Annotated in this window: 34 protein-coding genes; 18 read left to right on the top strand and 16 right to left on the bottom strand. The window is 60.4% G+C overall.

The window, feature by feature from the left end:
- Nucleotides 1–15 precede the first annotated feature (15 nt).
- A complete protein-coding gene (locus AWB70_RS38340) occupies nt 16–252 on the bottom strand; it encodes a hypothetical protein (RefSeq protein WP_063786813.1) in 237 nt (78 codons plus the stop codon).
- Between the two features lie 266 nt (nt 253–518).
- Here AWB70_RS38340 and AWB70_RS20080 point away from each other — a divergent pair, with 266 nt between their 5' ends.
- Both AWB70_RS20080 and AWB70_RS20075 read left to right on the top strand, forming a co-directional pair.
- The gene (locus AWB70_RS20080; protein ID WP_143281664.1) at nt 519–788 is read left to right on the top strand and encodes a hypothetical protein; all 270 of its coding nucleotides are present in this window, start codon (nt 519–521) and stop codon (nt 786–788) included.
- Between the two features lie 562 nt (nt 789–1,350).
- Entirely contained in the window at nt 1,351–1,860 is a 510-nt protein-coding gene (locus AWB70_RS20075) for a hypothetical protein (RefSeq protein ID WP_053572938.1), read from the top strand.
- Nucleotides 1,861–2,073: 213 nt separating this feature from the next.
- Here the strand turns inward: AWB70_RS20075 and AWB70_RS20070 are convergent, their stop codons facing one another.
- The 4 genes from AWB70_RS20070 to ku are packed head-to-tail and all read right to left on the bottom strand — an operon-like array spanning nt 2,074 to nt 4,445.
- Entirely contained in the window at nt 2,074–2,403 is a 330-nt protein-coding gene (locus AWB70_RS20070) for a DUF4148 domain-containing protein (protein WP_053572939.1), read from the bottom strand.
- The gene (locus AWB70_RS20065; protein ID WP_053572940.1) at nt 2,403–2,612 is read right to left on the bottom strand and encodes a hypothetical protein; all 210 of its coding nucleotides are present in this window, start codon (nt 2,610–2,612) and stop codon (nt 2,403–2,405) included. The genes AWB70_RS20070 and AWB70_RS20065 overlap by 1 nt, the downstream gene beginning before the upstream one ends.
- Nucleotides 2,613–2,668: 56 nt before the next feature.
- Complete coding sequence (locus tag AWB70_RS20060) at nt 2,669–3,493, bottom strand: tetratricopeptide repeat protein (RefSeq protein WP_060854138.1); 825 nt, start codon at nt 3,491–3,493, stop codon at nt 2,669–2,671.
- Nucleotide 3,494: 1 nt separating this feature from the next.
- Nucleotides 3,495–4,445, bottom strand: a complete 951-nt coding sequence (gene ku / locus AWB70_RS20055; RefSeq protein ID WP_060854137.1) for a non-homologous end joining protein Ku — start codon at nt 4,443–4,445, stop codon at nt 3,495–3,497.
- Nucleotides 4,446–4,642: 197 nt separating this feature from the next.
- Between ku and AWB70_RS20050 the strand changes: the two genes are divergently transcribed.
- Nucleotides 4,643–5,353 (top strand): SOS response-associated peptidase, encoded by a 711-nt coding sequence (locus tag AWB70_RS20050; RefSeq protein ID WP_060854136.1) that lies wholly within the window; start codon nt 4,643–4,645, stop codon nt 5,351–5,353.
- A 266-nt stretch (nt 5,354–5,619) separates the two neighbouring features.
- Here AWB70_RS20050 and AWB70_RS20045 read toward each other — a convergent pair whose 3' ends face one another.
- From AWB70_RS20045 to AWB70_RS20025, 6 genes are all read right to left on the bottom strand, one after another.
- Nucleotides 5,620–6,105 carry a hypothetical protein gene (locus tag AWB70_RS20045; RefSeq protein ID WP_060854135.1) on the bottom strand — a complete coding sequence of 162 codons (486 nt, stop codon included), beginning with the start codon at nt 6,103–6,105 and terminating at the stop codon, nt 5,620–5,622.
- Between the two features lie 303 nt (nt 6,106–6,408).
- Nucleotides 6,409–6,603, bottom strand: coding sequence for a hypothetical protein (locus AWB70_RS20040; protein ID WP_035510755.1), 195 nt, complete (start codon nt 6,601–6,603; stop codon nt 6,409–6,411).
- A gap of 101 nt (nt 6,604–6,704) precedes the next feature.
- On the bottom strand, nt 6,705–7,526 hold the full coding sequence (locus AWB70_RS20035) for a CsgG/HfaB family protein (protein ID WP_060854134.1): 822 nt from the start codon (nt 7,524–7,526) through the stop codon (nt 6,705–6,707).
- A 177-nt stretch (nt 7,527–7,703) separates the two neighbouring features.
- Nucleotides 7,704–7,886 (bottom strand): hypothetical protein, encoded by a 183-nt coding sequence (locus tag AWB70_RS38335; RefSeq protein WP_053573063.1) that lies wholly within the window; start codon nt 7,884–7,886, stop codon nt 7,704–7,706.
- On the bottom strand, nt 7,883–8,815 hold the full coding sequence (locus AWB70_RS20030; protein WP_053573064.1) for a hypothetical protein: 933 nt from the start codon (nt 8,813–8,815) through the stop codon (nt 7,883–7,885). Before AWB70_RS20030 ends, AWB70_RS38335 begins: the two co-directional genes overlap by 4 nt.
- Nucleotides 8,816–9,038: 223 nt before the next feature.
- Entirely contained in the window at nt 9,039–10,064 is a 1,026-nt protein-coding gene (locus AWB70_RS20025) for a CAP domain-containing protein (protein WP_235024295.1), read from the bottom strand.
- A 481-nt stretch (nt 10,065–10,545) separates the two neighbouring features.
- Between AWB70_RS20025 and AWB70_RS20020 the strand changes: the two genes are divergently transcribed.
- The 11 genes from AWB70_RS20020 to AWB70_RS19975 all read left to right on the top strand — a co-directional run bounded on the left by AWB70_RS20020 (nt 10,546) and on the right by AWB70_RS19975 (nt 16,293).
- Nucleotides 10,546–10,917, top strand: coding sequence for a hypothetical protein (locus tag AWB70_RS20020; RefSeq protein WP_060854133.1), 372 nt, complete (start codon nt 10,546–10,548; stop codon nt 10,915–10,917).
- A 265-nt stretch (nt 10,918–11,182) separates the two neighbouring features.
- On the top strand, nt 11,183–11,551 hold the full coding sequence (locus tag AWB70_RS20015; protein ID WP_235024294.1) for a hypothetical protein: 369 nt from the start codon (nt 11,183–11,185) through the stop codon (nt 11,549–11,551).
- Between the two features lie 174 nt (nt 11,552–11,725).
- Nucleotides 11,726–12,100 carry a hypothetical protein gene (locus AWB70_RS20010; RefSeq protein WP_053573067.1) on the top strand — a complete coding sequence of 125 codons (375 nt, stop codon included), beginning with the start codon at nt 11,726–11,728 and terminating at the stop codon, nt 12,098–12,100.
- Between the two features lie 215 nt (nt 12,101–12,315).
- A complete protein-coding gene (gene vapB / locus AWB70_RS20005) occupies nt 12,316–12,552 on the top strand; it encodes a type II toxin-antitoxin system VapB family antitoxin (RefSeq protein ID WP_053573068.1) in 237 nt (78 codons plus the stop codon).
- On the top strand, nt 12,552–12,953 hold the full coding sequence (locus AWB70_RS20000; protein WP_053573069.1) for a type II toxin-antitoxin system VapC family toxin: 402 nt from the start codon (nt 12,552–12,554) through the stop codon (nt 12,951–12,953). The genes vapB and AWB70_RS20000 overlap by 1 nt, the downstream gene beginning before the upstream one ends.
- A 16-nt stretch (nt 12,954–12,969) precedes the next feature.
- Nucleotides 12,970–13,146 (top strand): hypothetical protein, encoded by a 177-nt coding sequence (locus tag AWB70_RS39055; protein WP_167351039.1) that lies wholly within the window; start codon nt 12,970–12,972, stop codon nt 13,144–13,146.
- 32 nt (nt 13,147–13,178) lie between these two features.
- Nucleotides 13,179–13,397: a hypothetical protein gene (locus AWB70_RS19995; RefSeq protein ID WP_053573070.1), complete on the top strand. Its 219-nt coding sequence runs from the start codon at nt 13,179–13,181 to the stop codon at nt 13,395–13,397.
- A gap of 14 nt (nt 13,398–13,411) precedes the next feature.
- Nucleotides 13,412–13,705 (top strand): DUF2471 family protein, encoded by a 294-nt coding sequence (locus tag AWB70_RS19990; RefSeq protein ID WP_053573071.1) that lies wholly within the window; start codon nt 13,412–13,414, stop codon nt 13,703–13,705.
- A gap of 138 nt (nt 13,706–13,843) precedes the next feature.
- Nucleotides 13,844–14,929 carry a hypothetical protein gene (locus tag AWB70_RS19985; RefSeq protein WP_060854131.1) on the top strand — a complete coding sequence of 362 codons (1,086 nt, stop codon included), beginning with the start codon at nt 13,844–13,846 and terminating at the stop codon, nt 14,927–14,929.
- Nucleotides 14,930–15,146: 217 nt separating this feature from the next.
- A complete protein-coding gene (locus tag AWB70_RS19980; protein ID WP_053572579.1) occupies nt 15,147–15,845 on the top strand; it encodes a hypothetical protein in 699 nt (232 codons plus the stop codon).
- 67 nt (nt 15,846–15,912) lie between these two features.
- Nucleotides 15,913–16,293 (top strand): hypothetical protein, encoded by a 381-nt coding sequence (locus AWB70_RS19975; RefSeq protein WP_053572578.1) that lies wholly within the window; start codon nt 15,913–15,915, stop codon nt 16,291–16,293.
- A gap of 223 nt (nt 16,294–16,516) precedes the next feature.
- On the opposite strand, the gene AWB70_RS19970 is transcribed toward AWB70_RS19975, so the two are convergent.
- Nucleotides 16,517–17,458, bottom strand: coding sequence for an AraC family transcriptional regulator (locus AWB70_RS19970; RefSeq protein WP_063786798.1), 942 nt, complete (start codon nt 17,456–17,458; stop codon nt 16,517–16,519).
- Nucleotides 17,459–17,736: 278 nt separating this feature from the next.
- On the bottom strand, nt 17,737–18,120 hold the full coding sequence (locus tag AWB70_RS19960; RefSeq protein ID WP_053572576.1) for a nuclear transport factor 2 family protein: 384 nt from the start codon (nt 18,118–18,120) through the stop codon (nt 17,737–17,739).
- A 144-nt stretch (nt 18,121–18,264) separates the two neighbouring features.
- Between AWB70_RS19960 and AWB70_RS19955 the strand changes: the two genes are divergently transcribed.
- Together AWB70_RS19955 and AWB70_RS19950 are read left to right on the top strand one after the other, a co-directional pair.
- Nucleotides 18,265–18,774 (top strand): MarR family winged helix-turn-helix transcriptional regulator, encoded by a 510-nt coding sequence (locus AWB70_RS19955; protein WP_063786792.1) that lies wholly within the window; start codon nt 18,265–18,267, stop codon nt 18,772–18,774.
- A 166-nt stretch (nt 18,775–18,940) separates the two neighbouring features.
- Nucleotides 18,941–19,231 carry a DUF2471 family protein gene (locus tag AWB70_RS19950; protein ID WP_053572575.1) on the top strand — a complete coding sequence of 97 codons (291 nt, stop codon included), beginning with the start codon at nt 18,941–18,943 and terminating at the stop codon, nt 19,229–19,231.
- 75 nt (nt 19,232–19,306) lie between these two features.
- On the opposite strand, the gene AWB70_RS19945 is transcribed toward AWB70_RS19950, so the two are convergent.
- The 3 genes from AWB70_RS19945 to imuA are packed head-to-tail and all read right to left on the bottom strand — an operon-like array spanning nt 19,307 to nt 24,558.
- On the bottom strand, nt 19,307–22,450 hold the full coding sequence (locus AWB70_RS19945; protein ID WP_060854128.1) for an error-prone DNA polymerase: 3,144 nt from the start codon (nt 22,448–22,450) through the stop codon (nt 19,307–19,309).
- 4 nt (nt 22,451–22,454) lie between these two features.
- A complete protein-coding gene (locus AWB70_RS19940) occupies nt 22,455–23,927 on the bottom strand; it encodes a Y-family DNA polymerase (protein WP_060854127.1) in 1,473 nt (490 codons plus the stop codon).
- Nucleotides 23,851–24,558 carry a translesion DNA synthesis-associated protein ImuA gene (gene imuA, locus AWB70_RS19935; RefSeq protein ID WP_087086302.1) on the bottom strand — a complete coding sequence of 236 codons (708 nt, stop codon included), beginning with the start codon at nt 24,556–24,558 and terminating at the stop codon, nt 23,851–23,853. Before imuA ends, AWB70_RS19940 begins: the two co-directional genes overlap by 77 nt.
- 440 nt (nt 24,559–24,998) lie before the next feature.
- Between imuA and AWB70_RS19930 the strand changes: the two genes are divergently transcribed.
- Both AWB70_RS19930 and AWB70_RS38330 read left to right on the top strand, forming a co-directional pair.
- On the top strand, nt 24,999–25,295 hold the full coding sequence (locus AWB70_RS19930) for a flagellar transcriptional regulator FlhD (protein ID WP_060854126.1): 297 nt from the start codon (nt 24,999–25,001) through the stop codon (nt 25,293–25,295).
- 2 nt (nt 25,296–25,297) lie between these two features.
- A partial coding sequence (locus tag AWB70_RS38330; RefSeq protein ID WP_235024315.1) for a FlhC family transcriptional regulator occupies nt 25,298–25,428 on the top strand: 131 nt, incomplete at its 3' end.

Genomic DNA, 25,428 nt, shown 5'->3' with positions numbered 1-25,428 from the left:
CGCTCAAGCCGACCGTTAGCTGTGGTTCTTGGCCTTGTGGTGCCGTTTTAGGTGCGCTTTAGAATGTTTGCCCGTCGGCCCGGCCGGCGTGCCCGTTTCGCCATTTCCGTTGGGCGTCGTTGCGATGCCCACTCCGCCACGGCCCGCGCCGTTGCCGCCCGGCACTCCGCCCGCGTTGCCCTGCGCGACGGCTGCCGTACACACACCCCACGCGAGCGCGGTCGTCACTACGCATTTCGTTGCAATATTCATCGTGTCCCCTTTATTTTCCTCAGTTACTCTTCGACTGCCGACGGCGGCCGAAAAGGCGCGCGATTGGCACCTACGCAAGCGCTAGGCCCGGCGGAGCACAACGGTGCCGGTATTAGAGACGACGGGAATGACACGCGAATGGCGGCGCCGACGGACGAATAAGTCAGCCGCGAATCGCCGTTGGCGACACTGCAGCGGGTGTATCATCCCGGCACTAATCGCCGAGGCCTCAGCTACAACCAACGCGCCTTCGCGCCGGGAGCCCAGTGACGACGGACGGTCATAATCGCGACCAATATTCGCAGATCGACGATCGGATCGCAGATTGCCATCGCATGATCGAAGCGCAGTCAGACCGGCTGGCTGCCCAGGTCCGCGCCGGCGTAGACCCGGCTGCGACGCGCGCCGTCCTGTATTGTCTTAAAGAAAGCCTGTTGGCCCTTGAGGCGTCAAAAGCGGCGAGTTCCATTAACTTGCGCGCGTCAGCTATCAAAAGCCTCGCGAAGCTCGGCACGATGTCGAGAGCCGACAACTAGAACAGCGGCGGATCGCATCAGGCGCTGGCGCGGTTGTCGTTTAATCGGCGAGCAACATGTTTTCTATCGCCCGGGAAGAGCGCGTTTTCAGCTTTTTTTCGGCGCTTAATACGGCCCGCTGGACCCGTACACTTCTTTCCGTGGCGATGAAACGCAACACAAGTCGCACAACGGCAGTCACCGAGCATCCGGCCCAACCTCATGCCTATCCGGACAAGCGGTTGCCACGCGTGCGTCTTAGGTTTCATCGCTCCGCTTTAAGAGATTTGTCGTTACGGGGAAGTCGTTGCTGTCCAGCGGTAGAGAGACGTTGTAGGAAGTTGACGCAGTCGTATTAAGCGAAGCCCCGGCCCGGATCATCGGTCGGGGCTTCGTCTTTTTTGCATGCGCGTCCTTCCGCTCGTGCGGGTTGAGCGGCGGGCTTGACCTCGCTGTGCTGGAACTCCGGCGCGTCCTTCTTCCTTGGTGGCGCCCGCCCACGGCGCGTGATTTGCTCTTGGTCTTGGCCAGTTCAATGCAACCGAGGCCGTCGGCCACGTTCTCATGAGCGAAAGGAGGGGAGATGAGCGAAGTACAACGAGATGACATTGAAGCACAGCCTGCCAGCCCGCGAGACGCCAACGAGCGGCGAGCGCTGCTGCTGCACTTCGGTGACGTGGTGGAATCAATCGGCTGCGTATTGAAGTGCGCCGAGCGTCATGGGACTATCGGCGAGGCTGCCGCCGATGAGGAATCACTCGCCGGCTTTCCGATACTGGGCCTCGTCACGCCCCAACTGACGCCGCACGACTTCGCTGCGCGAGCAGCGACCGCTTTCTTCCTCTGGACCAAGGAGTTGCTTGAGCCGACGCTCAATCGCAAACTCTTGGCATACACGGTTCAGCATGATCTGTTCGCAGGCAACCAATCAGGATGGAACTCGTACGTAGCGTTGCTGCGCGCGCAGGTGCCATGGTTCGGAGAGGGGCTTGGACCGGTCGCTGATGTTGAGGCTGAGTCCCCAAGCACCGCAATCTGGCCAGCCCGGGAGAGCGGGCAACGCAGCTCTGATCTACGCGATGCTTCAGACTGAGGCGAAGACGACGCTGCCTTCCTTGTTGAGGCTGGCGTCATTCGGCTCGATGATCGAGCAATCAAGTTCGGGGTAGGCCAGCCGACGATACACGCTGGTCTCGAGCAACTCGCCGCGAAAGCGGCGGTACCAGGAATGACGCGGGCCCTGCTGATAGCGATAGACAGTTCCTGCGCGGTCGTCGTTGGGATTGAGTGGACTGCGGTCACCGGTTCACTGCGTTCGTAATGGTGCGCATTCGTTCCTGTACCAATAATCAACGAGGCGCTGCGCGGCTTGCAGGTCTTCGGGATAGTACGGGTCGTACCCGAACGGCGATGGATCGTATCCTGCCTTTCGCAACGCGGCTAACTCCGACTGGTGCTCAGCCATTGTGGGGTTCGCATTTGTCCTCAGCGCCGTCAGGTCGTGGCACTCGCGGTCGGTGAGGTACCTGCCGGGCGGTGGCATCTCGCCGACGGCTACGCAACCGGCGAGCAAAAATGCCGACGCAATTGCCGTCACCAAGTGTCTCCGTGTCGGGCCCACGATTGCCGCCTGCATTAGTCGCCGCTGCCAAGCTCGCTGTGCTTGTGCGAATGCGTGGCCGCGTGAACGAGCTCGTAGTGAGCGCCTTTGCCACTTCGGGTCGGCGGAAAGCGTTCGCCTTCGACGCAGGTCACCTCGAACCCGGATCCACCGTCGCCTTCCTTCACGACCTTGTAGATACCCGAGGTCTGCACCTTCTCGCCGGGCCTGTGTTGGTCTGCCATTTCTGCCTCCTCGTTGTTGTTCCAATCGGCGGATAGCAAAAGCCATTCCTCAACGGTCAAGTGCCCTTCTGCAAATTGCGGTACGCATTGAAGTGGCGAATCGCCTTTGTCGCGTCGCCGAGTTCTTCATGGATGCGCGCTGCGTTGAAGTGGGCATCCGCAAAGTCCGGCGCGTGTGCGATGCAGAGCTCATACGATCTCAAAGCTTCGCCAAACCGCCCAGAGTCCTCCAATGCCACGCCAAGGTTGAACAGCAACACGGGTTCGCTCGGTTTGTAGTGCAGCGCGTCGCGGTAGACGGCGATTGCGTCGTCGAACCGCTCGGTGTCCATTAGGATGCCCCCAAGGTTCAGCGATGCGTCGGTGTAGTCGGGCGCCCGGGCAAGGGCCTCTCGATAAGCCGATTCGGCAGCGTCGATGTCCTCGTCCTCCAACGACCGGGCGCGGTAGAAGAGATCCACGGCCTTCTCGCGGGCCTTGTGCTCAAGCGGTGCCTGAAGCGATGCAACGTTGGACGCGGCGGGTTTGTTCTCAAAGTCCAGCAACAATTGACCGGTTTCTGCATCCCACTGGCGGCTCGCTTCATCGCGCACCGCAACGCGATCGCCGACGGCCGCGATGCGCACACCGGTGAGCGACCCCTCGTGGCCCCAACTCTTGCGCAGATGGTCGAGCGCGCGGACGATTTTCACGGGCGAGACGCCCGCCACGCGCAATGCCTGTGCGGTCCTGAGCATGACGATGTCCTGAAACGTGAAGCGCCAGTCGCGCCGCTCGCCGCTCGGCGAGACAAAACCGGCCGCAACGAGCTTTTCTACGACGGTTCGGGAGACGCCCAGCATGCGCTGGACTTCCCGCAGGCTGTAGCCGCGCTCGGGCATGTCACCTCTTTGTGCCGGTCTTGCGCGCCGGCGCAGGCTGATCTTCGGTGGCCGCGCGGCGAACCGAGCGGCGTTTTGGAGCCGGTGCTTCCTCCACGGGTTCCGGAGTCGGTGCGGCGGCTCGGGCTGTCTTCCGTGCGGCGCGTGGTGCCGCCGACGTTTGTTCGGCTGCAGCGGGCTTTTTCTTCAGACTGGCCCGCAACGCTTCGACGAGGTCGATGACTTGCGCGCCGGGCTGTTCGATGGCGGGTGCGGCGGTGATCTTGTTGCCAGCGATTTTCTTGTCGATTTCGGCGAGGATGCGCTCTTTCTCCTCGTCCTTGTACGCGGCGGCATCATAACTGTCGACGCGGTACTGCTCGATCAGTTGCTCGGCAAGCTGCAGCTCCGTCGGCTGCACGGCCGTCTCCTCGATTCCGATATCGGCCTGTGAGCGGACTTCGTCTGCGTAGAGCAACGTTTGTAGAATCAGGCCGTCGTTGCCGGCGCGCACCTGCACCATGTGCTGCTTGCCCTTCCACGTCCAACGGGCGACCGCGCACGTGCCGCTGTCCTTCATCGCTTCCTGCAGCAGGCGATACGGTTTCCCGCCGCGCTTATCGGGCGCGAGGTAGTAGGGCTTGTCGAGGTAAATCGGGTCGATCGCCTCGGTTGGCACAAACGAGACAATGTCGATCGTGTGGCTCGCGCTTGCTTCCAGCGCTTCCAGTTCCGACTTCTCAAAGATCACGTACTTCTCTTTCTCGAACTCGTAGCCTTTGACCATATCGGCGCGCTCGACGACTTTTCCGTCGTGCGGGCAGACGTACTGCTGTCTCAACCGGGTGCCGCACTCTTTGTGCATGAGGTTGAAACCCACGCCCGATTTGCTCTCGGTGGCCGTGTAGACCTTCACCGGAACAGAAACGAGTCCAAAACTGAGCGTCATCGATGCGATCGAACGGGCAGCCATACGAACCTCTCGTAGGTTATCTGGCCGGCCACATCTCGCCGCGTGTGGGCGGCGCAACGGCTAGGCGGCAAGGCCAACGGCACGATTCGTGCAAAATAGGTGCCACGGCCCGAGGCAAGCCCAGAACACGATAGATCGTTGGGCGGCGTCAGATAGCGCTCCGGCAACTCGCCCGTTTCGGCAAAAGAGAGGGAAAAGTGTGCACCAGCTATGAGTCTAATCCGAAAGACCGCTTCGACGTCTTCAGCCTGTTCCCGGTGCCAAACTTCGACTACAAGCCCGAGATTTACAAGGACTATGCCGCGCCAATCTTCCGCCGCCTCGACGGTGAGTATCTGACTGACGCAGCGACGTTCGGAATGGTCCCGCGCAAATTCATCCCGCAAGGGGTGAAAGCATTCGACACGATGAACGCGCGGTCGGAGTCGGTCGGGCAGAAGACGAGTTTTCGCTCTGCGTGGAACAAGCTGCAGCTTGCTCTGATCCCGTGTCGCCGGTTCTACGAGCCGGACTACGAGACGGGCAAGGCAGTGCGCTGGCGCATCGGCATGGCCGATGGCGCTCCCCTCGCGATCGCTGGGTTGTGGCGGGCGTGGAAGGATCCCGCCGACGGCTCAACGAGCCTGTCCATGACCATGTTGACGGTCAACGCCGACGACCACCCGCTAATGAAACGGTTTCATAGGCCCGGCGCGGAAAAGCGGTCTGTGGTGATTATCCCGCCGACCGAATATGAGGACTGGCTTTCTTGCAAAAGCACGGATGAGGCGCGGTCGTTCCTGCAGCTTTATCCGGTGGAGGCGATGCACGCTGAGCCGTTTCCGCTGCCGCCGCGGACCGCCAAACCAAAGGCAACGCCCAACCTCGATCTGGCGCAAGCGTCCCTGCTTGCGGACGATGGCGGCTGATCCAAGGGCCAGGGACACTAAATTTGAACGAAGGACGGGGAGGCGCCATGACTACGTATCGAGCGGCATATATTCCGCCGGAACCCGGTTCCAACGGCGTCGGCGTGTTGCTGACGACGCACGAGCATTGCACTTGACCGACGATCAACTGTTGGTGGTCGCCCGTCAGGTGGCCGCCGCCAATGACGCGGAAGGGGAAATTGTCATCGGCGACTGGAGTGAGTGATGCGACTGGGGCGTCGCATCTTCGATTGCATGTGAAGCAGTTAGGCGGGCGTGCGTTTGACGGTGATCCGGTACTCTGCTCCGCGGCTGTCGGTCGCAATGGCCGTCGCAGCGTTGAGCGGGACCGTCGTGTCAACGTGCTGCTGCCAGCCCGAATCATCTAAATCAACGACGACATGCGCCGTATTGTCGGAATTGAGCGCAACGACATTAGCCACTAGCGTGAATTGGCGGTGTCCGTCGCTGCTCTGCTGGATTCTCCAGCGACCGATCAAATTCTTGGTGGCATAAGACGCTTCGAGGGCTTTGGCCTCGCTGTATTTTTCGACATTGACAGTCGCCAGAGGCGCGGTCATCGCATCCTGCCACGTGGCGTTGGCACAAGTGACTGATCGATGCGATGCAGTATCGCCGAACGCGCCATTGTTCTCGGCGGTGCATTTCTCGCCCATGACCTGCTGGGCATGCGCGGTTCCGAGCGTTGCAACAATCGCCCATGTGGATGCAAGCAGTTTCGCTTTGTCCATTTCGATTTATTTCCCGTGAATGTGGTCTCGGCTCTGTTCCCCGCACTTGCGCATGTAGAGGTCACACAAGCCGACGCTGGCCATTCGCAGCTTGCTAGTCGAATTCCGGGTCAACGATGTAGCCGCCGCCGCGGCCAGCAACTGCGATCGGGCGCGCGCGAAGCGAATACTTGAATGTCTGCCACGTAATCCTTCGACGTAACAGAAGTCGCCCGACGTTGAATGCATATCGGATGATCACGCTCGTCTCAGAATGGGGACCGACGTGAAGCTCCTGCCGCGGTATCGGCCCCATGTCGGTTCTCAGGCCCGGCTGCCGAGCGCGCGCTCGATCTTACGATCGGTCTTGTACTGGCCGAGTGCGAAAACGGACCAAATAGCGGCGGGGATCCAGCCAATCAGCGTGATCTGCAGCAGAAAACAGATGATCCCGGCGATCGGACGGCCGATCGTGAAAAACTGGAGCCACGGGATGATGATTGCGAGAAAGAGGCGCATGTTGAATTCCTTGATGGTTCGATGAGACCGCCGGTATAACGGCTCAACTAAGCAAATCCTTAACGGGGCGGGAGTGCGTCTTGCCTTCCGCCCCAACTTGATCAGTTGACGACAAGAGCGCCGCCGTTCCCCAGGCCGCCCTTGACGTTCTGCGCGCGGTACTGTCGAACTGCGCCAACGAGGTTATTGAGCGAGTCGGTGAATGCGGCTACGACGACCTTGCCCTGCGCGGTCCGTGCGTAGGCACCGCCGCCCGCAGCGCCTGCGCCGCCCAAGCCGCCGGCGAACACGCCGGAGAGCATGCCGAAGTCGACGTTGCGCGCCGAACCTTCAGCGGCCGCCAGTTGCACGCTGGAGCGGTTGTCGACGAGCGTCAGCATGGTCGACGCTTCCTGCGCCTTCATCGTGCCAGCGGCACCGGCGAGCACACCGCCTACCACGGGCACGAATGCGAGGAGCCCCGCTGCGCCGCCGCCCGCGTCGCGGTTGCTGAACGTCACGCTCGGGCTGATCGTGTAGTCGGCCGCGACCATCTGGCCTTTGTGCATCTTGGAGGTCTTGCGCAGTTCGCCCGATGCGTTCAGGGCGCGCTCGCCCATAGCCGTGCCGAGCGCGCGGCCGCGATCGACGATCACGAAGCAGTTGCTTTGCTGGACGAGCAGTTTCAGGACAGGCACCGTCGATCCGAGCTGGTATTGACCAGTTAGAAGGCCGTACCACGGGGCTTCCGTATCCTCGACGATGGCCACGGTGCCGAGCGGCGCCGGGCAGTGCTGCAGTCCTGCATTGGCGTTCTGCGACGCTTCGCCGGCAGCGGAACCGGTCGCCGCCGTCTTGGCGGATTGCGCGCCCGGCTGCATCTGAGAGCAAGCGGACAGCGCGAAAACGGACAGGGCGGCGATGCCGATGATTGTGAGCTTCATGGTTCCTCGTTGTAGTCGTGAATTTTTGATTTTTGGCGCAACGGCCGATTGAGCCAGCAGCGGTTGCGCGGTCACCGCGCAGACGCTTTCATGAGCGAAGACAAGGCTACCGGCCGTGGGCGCGTCTTGGATTCGGAAAGACGCATGTTTTTGCGCGTCTTTCCGTTTCTGCGGTGTCTAACGCCAGCGGCGCTCGAGCGGGGTCACTCGCCACCACACGCCGTCAAGGCTCGACGCTTGAGCACGAACGCGACGCATCGCTCCGCGCTTCACCATCAGTCCGCCGTCCTTGACGAACCCCATGCCTTTCAATGCCTCAGTGGTGTATCGCTTTCTCAGGGTCGCGTAGATGCGAGTCATGACGACTTGCCGGCCGGAGACGCCGCGACCTTCGGAGGGCAGTCGAAGCCCGTCCGCTCCCCGCGGATCACTTCCACATCCGCGCGGTTAGCCCGCACGAGAACGTCGCGCGACCCGTTTGTTTCGTCGAAGAGCCGTATGTACGAGCTTCCGCCGACCCCATGCCATACGGCGCGGGCGTCGCGCGTACCCCACTTATCGGTGGTCGGAAGCTTGCAGAACTGCACCTTCACACCGCTCGCCGTTGCGATCGCAGCCAACTGCGTATGCTCAGCATCGGAAAAGATCACAACTTGGCCGGGCGCTGAGCGCACGCCGAGGTTCACCATCGACAAATTCAGGAGAGCGGGGCGGGTGGCGACGAGCGCGCCAAAAATGGCCACCGCCAAGAAGACCACCGTTAGACGAATATCGCGCTGCTGCACTTTTGACGGAACGATCAGCACGATGATCGCGGTGATTGCGCCTACAGCAGCAAAGAACATAAGGGTCGCGTGCATGCGGGCGTCGGGGGACTGGTCTCTTACAAAAACAAGCAGATAGGCTAGGGGGAGTGCCACGAGAAACGACATAAAAACCATCGATCCGCTATCGACTGCGCGATGCAGCGAAGCCGCCGGCGACTCCCCGCGCCGCTTGAGGCGGAAGTTGTTGGCGACAACGAGAAGCTTGAGCGCCCACAACGTCGAAAAGGCACCGAAGCCGACGCCGACCAGCGCGATGCAGGTGAATGAGAACGCGGCGGACGCGAGGAAGAATGCATCGCCGAGCGACAGGCCCTCGGGCACGATGCTCTCGAAGTAGCAGTAGGCGACCAGTATCAGACCGCCGAGGAGGAGGACCGCTTTCCATGCGGCGGTGAATGCAGCTTGAATGACGTCGATGAGCGACTTGATCGCGTCGACGGGCTCTTTCTTCTTTGGTTCCATGCAAGACCTCGTTAAGGTAACGATAGCGACGCGAAACAGTCGCGTCATGAGCAAGGCTAGAGAGCCACGCTCAAAGTCAAGGAAGTGACTTCCCAATCCTCAGGGAAGCCGCGGGAGAGCACTCCTCCTGGCCCAGACGAAAAGACGAAAAAGCGGAGGTGGTGCCTCCGCTCTTTTTTGGGATCAACTCAGTTTGGTTGCTGTTGCGGCCTGCTTTTTCGCGTCATTCAGGCACAACGTGGAACTGCTTCTCGTTGCCCATGAATTTGGCCGACGCATCGGCTTCCGTTGTGAATGACCACGTGACGTCGATAGGATGCGTGTCGCCATGCAGCGCTTTAAGCACGCCGGTCACATGAACCGAGTACGCTGTGCTGCCCTTGAGTGCGGTGTACGGGATGCACATGGCACCGTTCGTTATCTCTGTGTTGCCGTCCGGCGTAGGTTGGAAACAAGGGACGTCATTGCCGCCGCTATCAGTGATTTTGATGCTTACCGAGCTCAGGCGCCCCGTTAGCTTCGCCTGAATCGTCACGGGGTAGCCTACGTAGGTGTTCTGGTACTGCGGCTGACTGGCGAACGGATTCGGGTTTTCGGCCGCGAACCACCTAGCCGGCACACCCGTTTGACCGGAGTACGGATATGCGACGAGCTGTGTATCGCCAACGGCCGAGGCGAATCCGCCGAAGTCAATGTTGACCGCTTCCCACGTTGCACTCGTCGATGCGCCAACACCTAGCGATGCGTAGCCCTCAAGCATCAAAAAGCGGTGGAATGGTGCATCGAATAGCGATGTGACGCCGGTCAACGATGTCGAAAAAGCCCGAATGTCTCCGGCTATCGTAACTTCACCGAACACGGCATCTGAGCGAGTAAACGGCGACTGCCCCGTGTAGCCTGGAAGCCCTTGCGTTTCGTTATGCCCGGTTGCCTGGTTCAGTACCAGGTAATTGGCGTGGTTCAGGGCCGACGTAACCAGCGTCTGGTCAACGGTGAGTTGATTAATACCGACGTTGTGTCGTACCGCGCTCATAAAAGCGATGCTATCCGCGGTGGGATCCCCCGTGGGGGAGACACTCTGCGGCGTTGATGCGGGCGGGAGCAGCGTCACCTTCTGCGACGCGGCCGGAGAGCCAGTCTGATCGCCCGCGTTTGTGGAACCGCTGCCGGCATGGTTGCTCGTGCTGTTCGAGTCGGAGGAACCGCCGCCGCCGCACGCAGCGAGCACGGCGATGGTCAGCGCGGTCAACGCAGTGACGCGGACGGACGGCAATACAAAACACAATCTTTTCAAAATCAAGCCTCGTTAGTTCGTGGACGCCTCCACGGCGCTCTGATCATTTCTTCTCGTCACCGATCCGATCGAAAGCGCGCGGATCGTTGACAAACCAGTGTTGTCCGAAAAGCCGCTTGTCAAGGCGGTGGAGTCCCGCCCACCGCAGGGTCGCGCTGCGGACTATTGCGAATTCGGCATACCAGCCCGGACCAGCATGAGCATGGTGAACAGAACGCCGGTTCCTGAGCGGGCGAAAGCTACGATTTTTCGAGCGCCTTTCGCCCGTAACTGACGATGGCCGGCGATGTATCGTTCGCAGGGGTGAGCGCGGGCGCTGAACGTAGCAGAACCGCTAAAGGCCGGCGTCAAGCGACCGATAGAAGGGTTGGCGGGGGGTTGGCACGTCGAGGGTCGCGATTCAGGCCGCGAGTGAAAGCAAAAACTGGTGAGGTAGATGAAAATGGTTGGAAACAAAGTTGTCGCAATCGCGTTGACGGTGGCTGTCGGCGCGACCGGTATTAGCGCAGCGACGGCCTTAACGTCGTTCTCTGCGAATTCGAATGCGACGCTGGCGGCGACGCTCATTGCAGTAACGACTAATCAGGTAACGCATGGTGATAGCGCTGAGGCGAAGGCGTCTGTAGAAAATGTCCGGGAACGGAAGCTGGAGGCGCAAGGCATGCTTGACTCGGCGGCAACCTCGCGGTCCGTCTTTTCATGGTCGATGCTGGCGTTTGGTTTGTCCTTGTTGCTGCTGTCGGCCTCATCGTTAAGAGCGGTTCGCGTACTGATGAGAGCGCCGGGACAAGGCTCGGCCTTGAACTGACCGAAAAAGATCGAACAACGGGAAACCGGAGGAAAAATGCAGACGGAGGTTTTTACGACGGCATTCGTCGCGCTGCTTATTTGCGGGGCTGTCATAGCTCGGATGATGTGGCCCGGCTCTCTGATCGGGCAAATCCTTCTCTTCTCCGCACCCGCCGCGTTTCTGGCATGGCAAGTGACGCATCGGATACGTGAGCGCCGCAGCAATTAGAGCCGGAAAGCCTGAACGAATAACAACTTGATCCGCTGCCAGATAGACGCCGCTGATGCCCACAAACAACACGAAATTGAGCGCCCTAGCCGAATCCGCGTCAATCAAAGCGATGGCCGAGAAGATCGAACGTCTTGAGAAAGAGCTTGCGACCTGGCAGTCAGCGTCGCACCTCCCTTCACAGTTGGGAGACTTTGCGCGCATTCTGCGCAGTCATGGCATCGCCACCGTTTTTCACGCCGGAAAGATCGATCCCATAGACGGTGGGACCGCGGCCGAAAGCCTGCGGGCGGCAGTGGAACAGTTTGGCCGCCGCGAGCGCCTTACGCCGCAGTGCCAGGCGAGACTGATTGCGGAGCTTTCCGGATCCCTGTTCGACGCTACCGACGGCCTCGACGCAGTTAAGAAAACCAAGTTGGCTTAAAAGTTCTGCGACGAGTTCCGAAACCATCGACATAGCTTCGCGTGGGTAAAATTGGACGCCTCTACCTTTCGCGCCGAGGTCCGCGCATCCGACTCTATGGTTTTCTCGCATCGACGGTCGACGTATCTCCGACTTGGCGCATTGGAAGCCTACGCGCGCCACAAGCGTCGCGTCATGAAAATCGTGGACAGTCCGGTCCTGTTCACCGTGCAGGCGGCTGACCCGATGATCCTCCCCGAGTCGCTGTTCGCGCTGAAAGAGGGCGACTGCCTTTCTCCGAGCGACCTCGAGCCCGTTGTCCCCGGTCTCGCCGACACGCCAAGTTCCTTCGGACCGGCGACGGCGGCGAACCCCCTGCACACGCTAACGACCTTGACCGATGGGATCCTCGTCGTTCTCGAGCTCGCACAGGAGGCGGAAAGTGATTGCGCGCGAGCGGAGGCGAAGCTACGCGGAACCCTAGCGCGGTTCATCGTGACGATGCTCTGGCCGCCGGGATCCGAGGTCGACGAAGCGCAGCATGCCTCGGCAAGCCGACCCTTCGGATAGGTGGCGAGCTTCAACGCCGCGAAGATCTTCTTCTCGTTGAGCCGTTCACGCAGCAAGAGGATGCCGGTCGAACGTGAGGCTCGTCGACCGATAGTCGCTAAGCGCCTGCTTGCGGCTCACTGCGTCGGCCCGGCCAGCCGCGTACACACGCGTATTTACATTTGCTCGTTGATCGCTTATAGTACATCCATTGTACACACGTCACGAGGAACGAGATGCAAACGACGCGAGTTTTCAGGAACGGCAATTCCCAGGCCGTCCGCATTCCTGCTGACCTCGCCTATGAGCGCAGCGACCTTGAGCTTGAGATCGAACGCGTGGGCGATGAAATCCGCATCCGACCGGCGCGTCGACCGCTTGCCGGTGTGTTGAAGAAATTCGCCAGATTCAGCCCCGATTTTATGGCCGAGGGACGAGGCGAGCAGGAGCAAGCAGAACGTGAGGGCCTGTAATGCCGCGCTTCATGCTCGATACCAATATGTGCATCTACCTGATGAAGAATCAGCCCGAGCAGGTGGCAAAACGCTTCGCGGAATGCGTTGTTGGTGACGTGGTCATGTCAGCTATCACGTATGCAGAGTTGGAATACGGGGTCGCCGTTTGTGCAAATCCGGCCAAAGAACGGCGCACCCTCGCCGCGTTGATTGAGGACATTCCGGTGGCTCCGTTCGATGCTGCGGCGGCGGTGGCATATGGCCCGATTCGTGAGGCTACGCGCGAGCGTAAGAAGGACCAGCTGGATAAGCTGATCGCTGCACATGCGGTTGCGCTCGATGTTGCTCTCGTCACGAACAACACAAAAGACTTTGTCAATTATCCGGGCGTCAGGCTCGAGAACTGGCTTAGCGATTGAACACGGAAAACGAACCATGTCCAATTTGACTCCAGCGCTTGCTCTGCGGGCAGCGATTAACGTTTTGCGCGATTCTGCTGAGTCACGCAAGATGCCCAACGGCGAGCCGCTAACCGATACCGTGGTGCGGCTCCATTCGGACGCGGCGGACATGCTCGAAGAATCCTTGTCGGACCTTCGCGACCACGAGTGAGGGAAACGACGCATCGCATAGGAGATGAGACGATGGCTACTATCGAACTCCGGATCAACGATCGTGAACTTGAAGCCGAGCTTACCGCTGGATTGAGGATAATCGTTCGTGAGCGCGATGTGGCTGAGGTCGCTTACTCGCTGAGTGAAGCGTTCGCCGCGCTGCTACCGCGAGGTCCTGACTTTGTGCTCCGGTCGACCGTCGACGATGCGATCAGGGCACTGCTACGAAAGCACGCACTGCCCAATTAGGAAACGGAGAAAAAATGGACGCACTGTATGCCGCCGATGCGGCCTTGAAAGACGCCGTGCCTGCAGCCGTGCAACGCCATCGGCAGGCCGGGACGCTGACTTGGGCGCTAATTCATAAAATCGAGTCGGAGGTTCTCAGCGAGGTTGCATCCACCGGTGAACGCAGCGCGCGGATGCTCGGCATGTTGCGGGCCTCTCCCGCGATGGGCTATCCAAATGACGAACGGCCGGTTTCGTTCGAAGGCCACGATGTGGTCTTCCCTACGGTCTTCGGCGCTATCTACGCCGAATGGAATCGCATCAACTGACAAGGGCGTCTCGAAAATCCACCTGGATGTACCTGACCAGTGTGGTCGGCGCACTCGGCGTCGGCGACTCGACCGGGGCTCCGGCGGGATGAATGCGAGCCTGTGACGATAGGCGTCCCTCGGCTATAGGACCCCAGCATGAGCAAAGAGTACGAACTACCAACGGACGTATTGGGCACTATCGTCGCCGCAACGCCGGTCACCAAAAAGCACGCCGATTTGTTGACGACGTTCGCGACACGCACCGACTACCGGTCTCTGCGTTACGTCATGACGCGCGATACATACGGCCCATCACCGGCTCGAATCATTGATGCCGAGGGCCGTGAAATTTCGCCTGACTATCGAGCGTGGATCGAGGCGGAACTGGAGGTACATGGCGGTTCAGCACGCGCGGTATGGCTGGCGCACAAGGATGCGGGATACCTGGTCACCGAGAACGCGCTATTGCTTCATTACTTCGTTCACGACCGTGGGGGCAAACAGGACAACTTCGTCCAGATCGCAGTGTGGGAAGAGCAAGAATTCGTGGAGCGCGAGCTCCTCCCTCGCACCGACAGTTGGGGGTTGCCAGACCTCACCGACCTGCGACATGGGTCGAGCAGCATGGGGGCCGAGCAATTCGAACGACGCTCGCTCGGTGAGCCACGTTACCGACTGCATGAGGTAATCGACATGCAGCGGTTTGCCGAGCTTGCTGAGAAGCTCTACCTCGATCGCCATCGCGTACGCGGCGATCGACGTGTGATCGAGACGGACTGCAGTACCGGTGAGCAGCGCAGTCTGACCATACGAGAACTCACGCCCGGTTACGAACAGATGCAATGGTCCGGTCGGCGTTTCTTCGATGACTGGACGGACTCAAGCGCCGGCCGCCGCGGGGAGCGCGTCTGCCAACGCTGGACGTTTAACACCCAAGACTATGTTGACCAGCAGGGCGACAGAGAGCTGAGCTTCGTCCCTCAGTGGGCGCATACCCGCAAGGTCGCCGAGTTGAAGAACACGCGGAACCTCGACGTGTACAGCCTTTACGGGAAGCTCACGCAGTTCGACGAACGGATCGGAATGCCCTTCGCGTGGTACTTCTACGGGCTGCATGGCGATCTCGTGAAAAGCGGGCAGATGGAGCGGGTGCTAGAAGCAGCGGAAGCAGGGTTAATCGTCTTGCCCGAACACGACTATCGTGTCCTACGACGTTGGGGCGATGCGTCCTACGGTTTCTGACGTACAGGGAATCCAAGGGTCTTCGCCTCGACCGAGTTCGGGCACATGAGCCATTCCCCCGTCGACATAGCCGCCATTCAAACGGCAAGCCGCCGAAGGGCATGCTTGGTGGTCACGGGAGCGACCACAGCCCGGTCATTCGTCTCGGCTCTGCGCAAATGAAGGACGCCTTGCGAATGAGTTTGTCCTTGAGGCGCACCCCCTTTCGCTGACTGCTATGATCGGCCCGCGCAACAACACGATAGCGAGGGCGGCGGTGGATGAGATTGATTGGTGGTCGTGGATCAAGCGTGGCTGCTACGTGCTGGTTGCGTCGTTGCTATTGGCGCTGATTGTCGGTGGCACGTTCGGTCAAACCGCCGCTGCGTGGGCACAAGCCATCGGCACAGTGGCCGCGATAGCGGGTGCTGCCTGGGCTGCACAGGGGGAAGCACGTCGCGCCAAGGTCGCCGATGCAGCTGAAACCCGCGCATTCGTCGATGCGGTATACGCGGAACTCGAAGTCATGTACCGGATATTCCGGGCGGACGCGTTGAACCCGCTGCTGACACTTCAGAAGCTGGACAAACCGACCCCATTAGCGCTGCCATACCCCATCCGGGAATCGGTGTTTGTGGTCTACCCGGCAAGTGCATCGCGCGTTGGCAAGATTGACGATCCAGAATTGCGCGTGTTGATCGTGAAGACCTATGATCGCGCCGCGCAGATCATGCACGCAATGTCGATTTTGCATAAGCTTACCGTGGACAGAGATGCGCCAATACTGGCCCATCCCAGAATGCAACACCGACGCGAGGAAATACACGTGGCGATGTTGGCCTTCACGGAGCGTTTGCGGATTGAAGGTGAGGCGTTAGCCGACAACATGTCGACGTTATCCACCAAGATCGACGCGTGGAAAGGCCTCCAGCGTTGATCTACCGCCGGGCAGCTCGGGACGAACCATGAATCCCGTCTGCGCGGTAACCGCAGCGAGGTAAGCGATGAACCTAGAGTTTGCAGCGCTCGTCTTTTATCGTGTGCTTATCGTCATCGGCGGCATCCTCAGCATTTACTTCGGCTATCGACTATTCCAGATCGACAAGCAAACGCAGGGCGATTTTGGAATAAAAAAGGGGGAAAGCTACGAATTGCGACTACGTGACGTTGCACTAGGCGTTTTTTTCGCCTTGTTCGGTGCTTTTGTATTGGCCATCTCGCTTTTCAATGGGCTCACTTTCAAAACCTACGAGGCGGTGGCCGCCCCGCCGATGGACGCGGCCACTGCGACAAGCGACAGGGCCGCCGCATCTGCTGCTAGCCAGCCACGCGCGTCCAGTTGTATGTCCAATCGCGGGGGGCTGTCGATGATGAATGGGTGCTGACAGACATTGGGCCACAACCGGACGTTTGATGCGCGGCGCGACTTCATGTCGACAAATGATCCAATGCCGTTGAAAGGCTGCTCGCGTCGGCCGCATCAACGCGCGCCGAGCATAGCGATCGACGTCATTTACGCGGCTGGCTCGTGGTATTTCAGCCACTAGCGCGCCAGACGGGCAGGCCGAGTCGGCGACTGCCCACGTTGGATTAAATCAGCCGGTCCGATCAGCCCGCGGCTGGGTTTCGAGCCTGCAGCCGCCATCGCGCGGGCGTTATTCCGCTGTGACTTTTGAAAGCACGCTGGAAGGCGGCGGTTGACTGATATCCAACAGCTTTGCCAACGTCTGATACCGGCAGCCGCGTGGATTCAAGCTTGACACCAGCAATCGTCATGCGAACTTCGGTCAGCAAGTCTATCGCGGAGCGACCACAGGCCCGATCGAAGTGCCTGACGAAGGTCGCACGTGACAAGCTGCAAAGCTTGGCCAGACCGAGCAACGTCCAATTTGCCTGTGGCTGATCGAAGAGCGCGGCTAGGGCAGGGCGCAATTGACGGCTTCCCAAAAGCGCCAGCAGTCCCTTCGGTGCGTCATCAACCATGGAGCCCAGGCGCAACGTCATCCCAAACAACGCAACCGCCATATGGCTTAACGTGGTGGCAGAGCGAGGATCCTGTGCGATTGCCTCATCGCGTAATAACTCAGCGAGTTGATACAGGTGAGAGCCAACCACGGATGCCTGCGGATCTTTGCTTTTTGCATCCTTACTGTTGATTACTAGCCGGCCGGGTAGATGCCGAAGCAGCAGTTGCGGACATGGTCCATGAAGGAAAATCCGCCCGCAAAGCACATCTGTCGGTGGCAAGTCGGCCGCAGCGAGGAGATGGCTGCTCCGGCGCGTCGCTGACGAGCCCAGAAGGTGACCGCTACCACCGTGCAAACGATGGGCATCTCCGCCTGGAAAGAAAACAATGTCCCCTGGCGATAACTCCAGAGCGTCGCCCGCCGGAATGTCCAGCCACGCCTTTCCGGTCAGCATCACGTAGTAGTGGATCACTCGGGGTTCGGCGGTGGGCCGTTCGATTTTCCATGCTCCCCCGAAATGGCAGCGCGAATCGAGGCTCCCTGTGATCGGGACGAGGGAAAGAACACCGGTCAATAAATCCATTTGATACAACCCTGACAAGAAGATGAGCCCTTAAGTCATGTCGTTGGCCCCTTGTCAGCTCGCGAGGCGTGACGACTGCTGGTCGGTGCTCACGAACGCCTCGGCATCCAATCCGAGGCGTTCCTTTATCGAGAGCGCGGACATGCTGGAACGGCAGGTCCGCGAGGGGCGGTCGTCTCCGGTTGACAATGTCTTGGAGACAACTAGCATGGGACTAGCGAGTTGCGTTTGCTCGCAATACATCAACGTGCAGTTCACAACTCCATTGAGCCGATCGTTTATGCGTATCGTTGAAACACCTTGGAGATAATCTTCCACTGACCATCAATCTTGAGCAGCGAAAGATAATCATGAAAGCTTGCGCGATTGACGTCGTTCTCCATGTCCACCCGGACCACTGCAGCGGTAGGCGCGATGGCCAAGACATCGACCCGAGCGACGGCGTCCGGTGAGGCGCCGAGGGAGTTGAAGAAGCTTTTGAATGCCGGGATTGCAGGACCTTGAACAAGTTGATCTCCGCTGAAGCCCCACATCACGGCGTCGCGATGGAAGGCACGCTCAATTCCTGCGATATCTCCCGCGCGGTATCCATCGACATAGGCCTGTGCCGCCTGGACCACAGGGTCGTACTCGCTAGTTGCGATCGGTTTGATGTGTGTCATAGCCATTTCCTCAGAGCGCTCGGTGAAGACGGGATTTGATGGACGTCGCCGAACCGAGTGGCGCGACCGTCTCAATCAATGTATGCGCCAAACATATATCAAATCGGACTTGATTTGTATGCGTGGAGCATATAAAATTTCGCTATGGACGATTGCAAAATTGAAAACGTCGTCGGCGCGTTGGCGCTGGCCTTGTCGGACTCGCTACACGATGGTACGCAGGCGCAGGCACCTGAACCCGGTCCAGCAGCTGCAGCTATCGCGTTGCTTGGTCACGAGCCGGGACTGGCTATTGAGCAATTGCGCCGTGCTCTGCGACTTTCACACCCGGGGACAGTTCGACTAGTAGACCGACTCACTGCAGACGGCTTAGTTGAGCGCCGAACGAGCGTCGCGGACCGGCGCGCGGTAGCTCTACACCTCACGCGCGATGGGAAGGTTAGCTTCGCCGCGATATTGACTGCGAGGCGGACCAGCATCGCGGATAAGCTCAAGCTGCTAAGTCGTAGTGAACGCGAGACGCTTGGTCGCTTGGCAGAGAAAGTGTTGAGTGGCTTGATACACGACACCGATGGGGCATACCAAGTTTGCCGTTTGTGCGACCGGCGGTCGTGCGACGCATGTCCGGTGGAGCATGCGCTAGAGCCTGAATGAGGTGCGCCAGCCTTGGCGCCGACAGGACGACGCGGACGTCTTGCCACGAGTTAGGGGAATCTTGAGCCGCAGGGTTTGGCTTCCTTCGTAGATCGTGACGGAATGTAGTCACCTTCCCTTATGGATTACTGGCAAAACGACTGACCGCGGAGAGCGAAAAGAGGCGATGGACCAATTATTTGCGGCTGACGCCGCCATGAACGAGGCGGTGCCCACAATCGTGAGGCGATATCGCGCGGGTGGTGTACTGACGTGGGCGATACTTCACCAGATTGAAGCGGATGTTCTAGCCGAGGTAGCCGCAACAGGTAAGTACAGCTATCGCCTACTGAACATGCTGCGTGCGTCGCCGGCGTTGGGTTACCCGAAAGACGACCGGCCGGTGTCGTTTGAGGGGCACGACTTCGTACCTCCCGTGTTCGGTGCTATCGACGACGCATGGCGTCGCGTCGACTGAGCTGGTTCTTGAGCGCAAACCATGCTGTAGGGGCGAACTTTGACAGGATGCCGCGACATATGCGGAGTCTCGCCTTCAGTGAAAGTTTCTGCTGGAGGTAGATAACTTACCCAGAAGACCCGTCATGTCGACGAGTCGATTCGCGACAAGGTGTTTCACCTCGCCTTCCGTTTGCCATACGCCATACACGCCAAGCAAAGATGCGCCGAGCGCTTCCTTCCTGAACTTCTCGACGAGCGACGGCCAGACGATCACGTTGATCTGGCCGGTCTCGTCCTCCAACGTGATGAAAAGAACACCGTTCGCTGTGCCGGGCCGTTGGCGCACGGTGACGATGCCGCACGCCTTAGCAAGCCGTCCGTTCGGATAGGTGGCGAGCTTCGACGCAGCGAAGATCTTCTTCTCGTTAAGCCATTCACGCAGCAACGCAAGCGGGTGCCGGTCCAAGGTCAGGCCCGTTGCACGATAGTCGCTGACGATCTCCTGCGCCTCGTTCGGCGCTGCGAGCATCGGCAGCTCTTCCTCGCGCGTCGTAGCGCGCAACAAGTCCTTGTCGGGCACCGCTGCCACAGCCTGCCAAAGCGCTTCGCGCCGATTGCCGGAAAGAGCTGATAGGGCGTTCGCGTCGGCGAGCAGTTGAAGGTCGCGGCGATCGAGGCGCGCTCGGTTGGCAAGATCGTTGACCGACTCGAAACGACGCACGGCTCGCGCGGCCTCGATGCGGGCGGCGGACTCGTCCCGCATGCCCCGAATCAGCGACATGCCAAGGCGCACCGGCGCCATTGAACCGTCGCCTTCAAGAAACGAATCCCAGTTGCTGATGGTGACGTCGATCGGTAGCACGCGCACCTTATGGCGCTTCGCGTCCTGCACGAGCTGCGAGGGCGAATAAAAGCCCATCGGCTGGCTGTTGAGCATCGCGCACAGGAATGCGGCCGGTTCGTGGCACTTCAGCCAGCAGCTTGCATAGACGAGGAGGGCGAAGCTCGCCGCGTGGCTCTCCGGGAAGCCGTACTCGCCGAAGCCCTGAATCTGCGCGAAGATCGATTCGGCGAACTCGCGGTCGTAGCCGCGCTCGAGCATGCCGGTCACGATGCGGTCGTAGTAGTGCTGCAGTCCGCCTTTTCGCTTCCACGCGGCCATTGCGCGGCGAAGCTGGTCGGCCTCGCCGGCACTGAAGCCTGCTGCGAGCATGGCGACCTGCATCACCTGCTCCTGAAAGATCGGCACGCCGAGCGTGCGAGCGAGCGCCGTTTCCATCTCGGGTGAGGGGAATGACACAGCTTCCAGTCCTTGCCGCCGGCGCAGGTACGGATGCACCATGCCGCCCTGGACCGGGCCAGGCCGCACGATCGCGACTTCGATGACTAGGTCATAGAACTGACGCGGCTGCAGGCGCGGCAACATGCTCATCTGCGCACGCGATTCGATCTGGAACACGCCGACGGTATCGGCGCGGCAGATCATCTCGTACGTCTTCGCGTCTTCTGCCGGAATGTCCTGCAATTCAAATGGCTCTCCACGCTGCTTGGAAATCAGATCCAGCGTGCGCCGGATCGCTGACAACATGCCGAGCGCGAGCACATCGATCTTCGCAAGCCCAAGCGCCTCAAGGTCATCTTTATCCCACTGAATCACGCTGCGATCGACCATCGCGGCGTTTTCGATCGGCACGAGCCGTGAAAGCTTGCCGCGCGCAATGACGAAGCCGCCGGTGTGCTGCGACAGGTGGCGCGGGAAATTCAGCAATTGCGACGCGAGGCTCGCCCACTGCCGAATGATCGGCGTCGAGGTGTCGAGTCCGGACTCGACGAAGCGATTGAGCAGGTCCGCGCTGGAATCGAACCAGTGATGCGACTTGGCCACCTTGTCGACGATGATCGGATCAACGCCCAAAGCCTTGCCCGAATCCCGCAATGCAGACTTGGGACGGTAGGTCGTGACGGCGGCCGCGAGCGCCGCGCGAGTACGCGTGTACTTACAATAGATGTACTGGATGACTTCTTCGCGTCGCTGGTGCTCGAAGTCCACGTCGATATCCGGCGGCTCGCCGCGCTCCTTCGAGATGAAGCGTTCGAACAGCATGGAGCTGCGCGCGGGGTCCACCTCCGTCACGCCCAGGCAGTAGCAGACCGCGGAGTTCGCCGCCGATCCGCGCCCCTGACACAGGATGCCTTCGTTGCGCGCGAAGCGCACAAGGTCGTACACCGTCAGAAAATACGGCTCGTACCGAAGCTCGGCGATGAGCGCGAGTTCGTGCTCGATCTGCGTCTGCACCTTGTGCGGGATACCCTGTGGAAAGCGTCGATGCGCGCCGATGTACGTTTCCTGTCGCAGATAGGCGGTTGGGGTCGTACCTTCTGGGATCAGTTCGTCCGGATACTCGTATCGCAGTTCATCCAACGAAAAGGTGCAGCGATTGGCGATCGTCAAGGTCTCGGCCAGCGCCCGCTCGGGATAGAGATTCGCGAGCCGTAGCCGTGCGCGCAAGTGCTGCTCGGCGTTCTGCGCGAGCTGGAACCCGCACTCGGCAATCGAACGGTTCAGGCGCACAGCGCTTAGCGTATCCTGCAGCGGCTTGCGAGAACGCACGTGCATGGTGACGCCGCCAGTAGCGACCACCGGGACGCCGTGTTGGTCCGCGACATACTCGACGATACCGCGGTGGATGTCGTCCATCGCGCGGGCGTGGAGCGTCAGCGCAGCCCAGCAGCGGCCCTCAAACGTGCGCGCTAGCCATTCCATTTGCGCATCCAGTCGTTCCTCCTTCGCCGGATACTCGGGCGAGAGGATCACGAGGCAGTCCGGCAGACCCTTGAGGTGGTCATACGGCGCTTCCGGCCGCGCGAGATCGTTCGGCGTCAGCAGGTAGGTGCCCTTCGACGTGCGCGTGCGTGCAAGCGTGATCAGTTCCGACAGATTCCCGTAGCCATTGCGGTTCATGGCCAGCGCCGTGAAGGCGAGGGCAGGTGTGCCGTCGGCATTGGCCAATTGGAAATGCGCGCCGACAATCAGACGGATATTCGCTTCCTTCGCGGCGACATGCGCGCGCACGATGCCTGCGAGCGAGCATTCGTCGGTGATCGCGATCGCAAGATAACCGAGCTGCTCCGCACGCAGAATCAGTTCTTCCGAATGCGAGGCGCCGCGGAGGAACGTGAAGTTGGAGAAGCACTGCAACTCGGCATAGCCGGGCAGCATGGAGGTGTAGACGTCCATCGCTTCACCCGAACAGGCCGTGCAGGAACCACCGAGGATCTTCTTCGGCGCGACTGCCAACGCGCTCGCGGTAGATCCAGTAGCAGGTGTGGTCGTCGGCTTCGGCGACGAAGTAGTCGCGGGTGACGAGCTCGCCGCCCCACCATCCCGCTTCAACGCGCTCGCCGGGCGACACCGTGCGCAAGGGACTGCCGTAGAAAGGCCGGTGCTGGCGCGTCATCAGTTGGATCGGCGTCTCAAGCAGCCACGAAGGACGCGGCTGATCGCCGGGGAGCGGACAGTCTTTGACGTCGCTTGTCACCGGCACCCAGTTCGAGACGATCTCGGGCCGATGGTCGGCCACGGGTGCGGCGCGCAAGACGTTCTCATGTCCAAGACGCGCGACGAGCAGCTCCATCAACCGGTTATGGTCAGCGGCGCTGCCGCCTGGCTCGGGGAACAGCGTGTCGGACGGCGGCTCGGCGGCTTCGACGTCATTCACTTCAAGTCGCACGGCGATGACTGCGGCCGCCAGCTCAACGCGTCCAAGCCGCTCTTTCAGCAAGCGCGTGAGGTGTTCCTCGTGCCACGTGGGTTCCGCGAGCGCGACCTCAATCGTCGTTGGCGGCAACGCTGCGCGTCCGCGCTCATGTTCGAGTTCGATCGAAAAGCGCGTGAGTGCCAGTTGTTTGCTCGCGAGCCAGCCGGTCAGTTGCACGATGAGCCGTCGCGCTACGAAGAGCACGGCTTCCGCATGCTCGACGCGATCCGGCAGCTCGATCCGTGCGTTGAATGACGGCGGCGTCTGTACCCATTCATAGAGTTCGGGCGCTTCGCCGACGGCGCGATCGAGCGTATCCAGTAGTGCCGTGCCGCAGCGCTTTTTCAGACCGGCGCGCGGCAAGCGCCGCAGGTCCGCGACGCTCGTACATCCTAGACCATCGAACCAGTCGGCATAGCGTCGAGCTTCCAACACCAGCAAGGCGGGCAAGCGCGGCAATTGACGCATCAGCGAACGGATGGAGAGACGGCGGCCGCCGCGATAACGGGCCATGAGCCATGCACTTTGGCCGGTGGGCGCGACGCTCATCCGGACCGTGAAGCCGAAAGCGGCGAGCGAGGCGCGGATTGCGCTTCTGAGCGCGCGAACGCCACCGAATAAGCGCAGGCTCGCCGACACATCGACCAACACCGTCTGCTCCTCGGCGATCGCGACCTGCGGGCTGAACTGCATGAGGGCGGTCGCCACGTCCGCGACGGCCTGCTGTTCCTTCAATTCGTCTTTGTCGTGAATGCGCGCATCCGGCGCGAGCGTAAGAACGCCGCCTTTGCGCATGCCGATGCGAACGCCCGCCTCATGCGCCGCCTGATCGAGTGCAGTGACACGTTCGTGGTCGAGCACGACCAACCCGGAGCCGGTCTCACTCGTGGAGGACCAGTTCGGCTGGAAGACTTCTCGGCTGAGGTGCGGCAGATACACGCCGATCCACACTTGCATGGCGATTCAACAGGATAGGCGAATGGGTCAGTCCAACGACAAGCGGCTCGTCACGCGCCGGGCCGCGGCGCTTGACGAACTCCAATGAAACGCTGTCGCGCGCAGGGCGAACAGCAATGCGAAGCGGGGCAGGCGAGGTATCGCTCGCGGCAGCGAGCGGCCGGACCATGAAGAACAGCGATTCACTCGTTTGGGCGGCAAGGTGCAGGCGGCGTAGCGCTTCCGGTCGCACATGCGTTTGCCAGAAAATCAGCGCGCCGAATGTGCCCGCACGAAGGATCTGTTCGCCCGCCCAAAGTGCATCGGCGGTCTTCTGGGCGCGCACGACGTTGATCGACGTCTCTGGCAGGCCCCAGTACGCCGCTGCTTCCGGTTGAAAGCGATGAGGCGGCTGCAGGAAAGCAATGCGCCGTTGGGCGACAGCCTTCAGCGCCGGCAGCAGCAATCGCATCTCACCTACACCCGGCTGCTGCACCAGCAGGTCGGTCAGTGCGCCCTTGGGCCAACCGCCGCCTGGGAGTTCTGCCGCGAGCGTCTCAGATCCACACGGCACGACGTTCACGCGAGCAGAGGCGAGCTGTGAGCCTCGCCACAAACTTGGATGAATATCTACGAGGGCTAGCGCTCCCATGACGAACCCCGCACTGTATGTTTATACAGTAGTCTACAGCAAGGAGATGCGTTTGGTAGCCGGAGGCGCCGAGTAGAGTTTTCATCGCTAGTAGACTTGTCGCAGGAAAACGTCAGTCTAAATTGCCGAATCGGTAGGCATTACTCGTTCCGACGATCGGTTTTCCCGCCGCGACGAAGGTGATGGCAGCCCGTCCAATTGCCAATGTTGGAACGAAATTCGGGATGGCGGCCGTAGCCCAGAATTTATCGTGGCAAAGCGCCCATTCGGCAAAACGAATTTCACCCCCGCTAACGATTGCGAAAAGGCGGCCTGCCTCTCGCAAACGTTTACCCTGTGTAACTAATTGTTGCAAAGTGCCATTTGTAATCAGACAATTCGTTCGCGCCTTCGTTGTTAGCGCGACGAGCAAGGTCGAAATTACTCACTGGTCCGCGACTATGAACACCACCTCCGATCTCAACGCTATCCGCGAACTGAACATGTCTTACCTCATGCTCGCCCGACGCGTTCTGGCATCCGATCGGGCAGCGGCACAGTCGCATCTGGGTCTCTCGATGGACATGGCGGACTTGCTGCTGAAGCTCTCGCCGGAACAGACGCAGAAGCTTGCATCGTCGTCGCAAGTGCTGTGCTTCTTCCGCATGAGCACGGATGCGATGCTCGCGGGCCTCGTGGCTCGCAGCAACGAAGCTACGGCGTCGACCGTCGCTAACGACGTCCTTCTGGCGGCCTGAAGATGACCACGACCACCCCTTCGAAGAGCCTCGCTGAGGGCGCTGCTCAGGTCATGCGTGCCATCGCGCTGATCAAGCTCGGCGCGCGCATGCAAGTGCTGGAATCGGAAATCCCGACGATTTCGCGTGAACG

This window comes from Caballeronia cordobensis, from assembly GCF_001544575.2.
Taxonomy (GTDB): Bacteria; Pseudomonadota; Gammaproteobacteria; order Burkholderiales; family Burkholderiaceae; genus Caballeronia; species Caballeronia cordobensis.
This window is presented reverse-complemented; position numbering and strand designations above follow the sequence as displayed.

Coding starts and splice junctions, on each gene's coding strand:
- AWB70_RS38340 (WP_063786813.1), bottom strand. CDS start 252: ATGAATATTGCAACGAAATGCGTAGTGACGACCGCGCTCGCGTGGGGT.
- AWB70_RS20075 (WP_053572938.1), top strand. CDS start 1,351: ATGAGCGAAGTACAACGAGATGACATTGAAGCACAGCCTGCCAGCCCG.
- AWB70_RS20070 (WP_053572939.1), bottom strand. CDS start 2,403: ATGCAGGCGGCAATCGTGGGCCCGACACGGAGACACTTGGTGACGGCA.
- AWB70_RS20065 (WP_053572940.1), bottom strand. CDS start 2,612: ATGGCAGACCAACACAGGCCCGGCGAGAAGGTGCAGACCTCGGGTATC.
- AWB70_RS20060 (WP_060854138.1), bottom strand. CDS start 3,493: ATGCCCGAGCGCGGCTACAGCCTGCGGGAAGTCCAGCGCATGCTGGGC.
- ku (WP_060854137.1), bottom strand. CDS start 4,445: ATGGCTGCCCGTTCGATCGCATCGATGACGCTCAGTTTTGGACTCGTT.
- AWB70_RS20045 (WP_060854135.1), bottom strand. CDS start 6,105: ATGGACAAAGCGAAACTGCTTGCATCCACATGGGCGATTGTTGCAACG.
- AWB70_RS20040 (WP_035510755.1), bottom strand. CDS start 6,603: ATGCGCCTCTTTCTCGCAATCATCATCCCGTGGCTCCAGTTTTTCACG.
- AWB70_RS20035 (WP_060854134.1), bottom strand. CDS start 7,526: ATGAAGCTCACAATCATCGGCATCGCCGCCCTGTCCGTTTTCGCGCTG.
- AWB70_RS38335 (WP_053573063.1), bottom strand. CDS start 7,886: ATGACTCGCATCTACGCGACCCTGAGAAAGCGATACACCACTGAGGCA.
- AWB70_RS20030 (WP_053573064.1), bottom strand. CDS start 8,815: ATGGAACCAAAGAAGAAAGAGCCCGTCGACGCGATCAAGTCGCTCATC.
- AWB70_RS20020 (WP_060854133.1), top strand. CDS start 10,546: ATGAAAATGGTTGGAAACAAAGTTGTCGCAATCGCGTTGACGGTGGCT.
- AWB70_RS20015 (WP_235024294.1), top strand. CDS start 11,183: ATGCCCACAAACAACACGAAATTGAGCGCCCTAGCCGAATCCGCGTCA.
- AWB70_RS20010 (WP_053573067.1), top strand. CDS start 11,726: ATGAAAATCGTGGACAGTCCGGTCCTGTTCACCGTGCAGGCGGCTGAC.
- vapB (WP_053573068.1), top strand. CDS start 12,316: ATGCAAACGACGCGAGTTTTCAGGAACGGCAATTCCCAGGCCGTCCGC.
- AWB70_RS20000 (WP_053573069.1), top strand. CDS start 12,552: ATGCCGCGCTTCATGCTCGATACCAATATGTGCATCTACCTGATGAAG.
- AWB70_RS39055 (WP_167351039.1), top strand. CDS start 12,970: ATGTCCAATTTGACTCCAGCGCTTGCTCTGCGGGCAGCGATTAACGTT.
- AWB70_RS19995 (WP_053573070.1), top strand. CDS start 13,179: ATGGCTACTATCGAACTCCGGATCAACGATCGTGAACTTGAAGCCGAG.
- AWB70_RS19990 (WP_053573071.1), top strand. CDS start 13,412: ATGGACGCACTGTATGCCGCCGATGCGGCCTTGAAAGACGCCGTGCCT.
- AWB70_RS19985 (WP_060854131.1), top strand. CDS start 13,844: ATGAGCAAAGAGTACGAACTACCAACGGACGTATTGGGCACTATCGTC.
- AWB70_RS19980 (WP_053572579.1), top strand. CDS start 15,147: ATGATCGGCCCGCGCAACAACACGATAGCGAGGGCGGCGGTGGATGAG.
- AWB70_RS19975 (WP_053572578.1), top strand. CDS start 15,913: ATGAACCTAGAGTTTGCAGCGCTCGTCTTTTATCGTGTGCTTATCGTC.
- AWB70_RS19970 (WP_063786798.1), bottom strand. CDS start 17,458: ATGGATTTATTGACCGGTGTTCTTTCCCTCGTCCCGATCACAGGGAGC.
- AWB70_RS19960 (WP_053572576.1), bottom strand. CDS start 18,120: ATGACACACATCAAACCGATCGCAACTAGCGAGTACGACCCTGTGGTC.
- AWB70_RS19955 (WP_063786792.1), top strand. CDS start 18,265: ATGGACGATTGCAAAATTGAAAACGTCGTCGGCGCGTTGGCGCTGGCC.
- AWB70_RS19950 (WP_053572575.1), top strand. CDS start 18,941: ATGGACCAATTATTTGCGGCTGACGCCGCCATGAACGAGGCGGTGCCC.
- AWB70_RS19945 (WP_060854128.1), bottom strand. CDS start 22,450: ATGGACGTCTACACCTCCATGCTGCCCGGCTATGCCGAGTTGCAGTGC.
- AWB70_RS19940 (WP_060854127.1), bottom strand. CDS start 23,927: ATGCAAGTGTGGATCGGCGTGTATCTGCCGCACCTCAGCCGAGAAGTC.
- imuA (WP_087086302.1), bottom strand. CDS start 24,558: ATGGGAGCGCTAGCCCTCGTAGATATTCATCCAAGTTTGTGGCGAGGC.
- AWB70_RS19930 (WP_060854126.1), top strand. CDS start 24,999: ATGAACACCACCTCCGATCTCAACGCTATCCGCGAACTGAACATGTCT.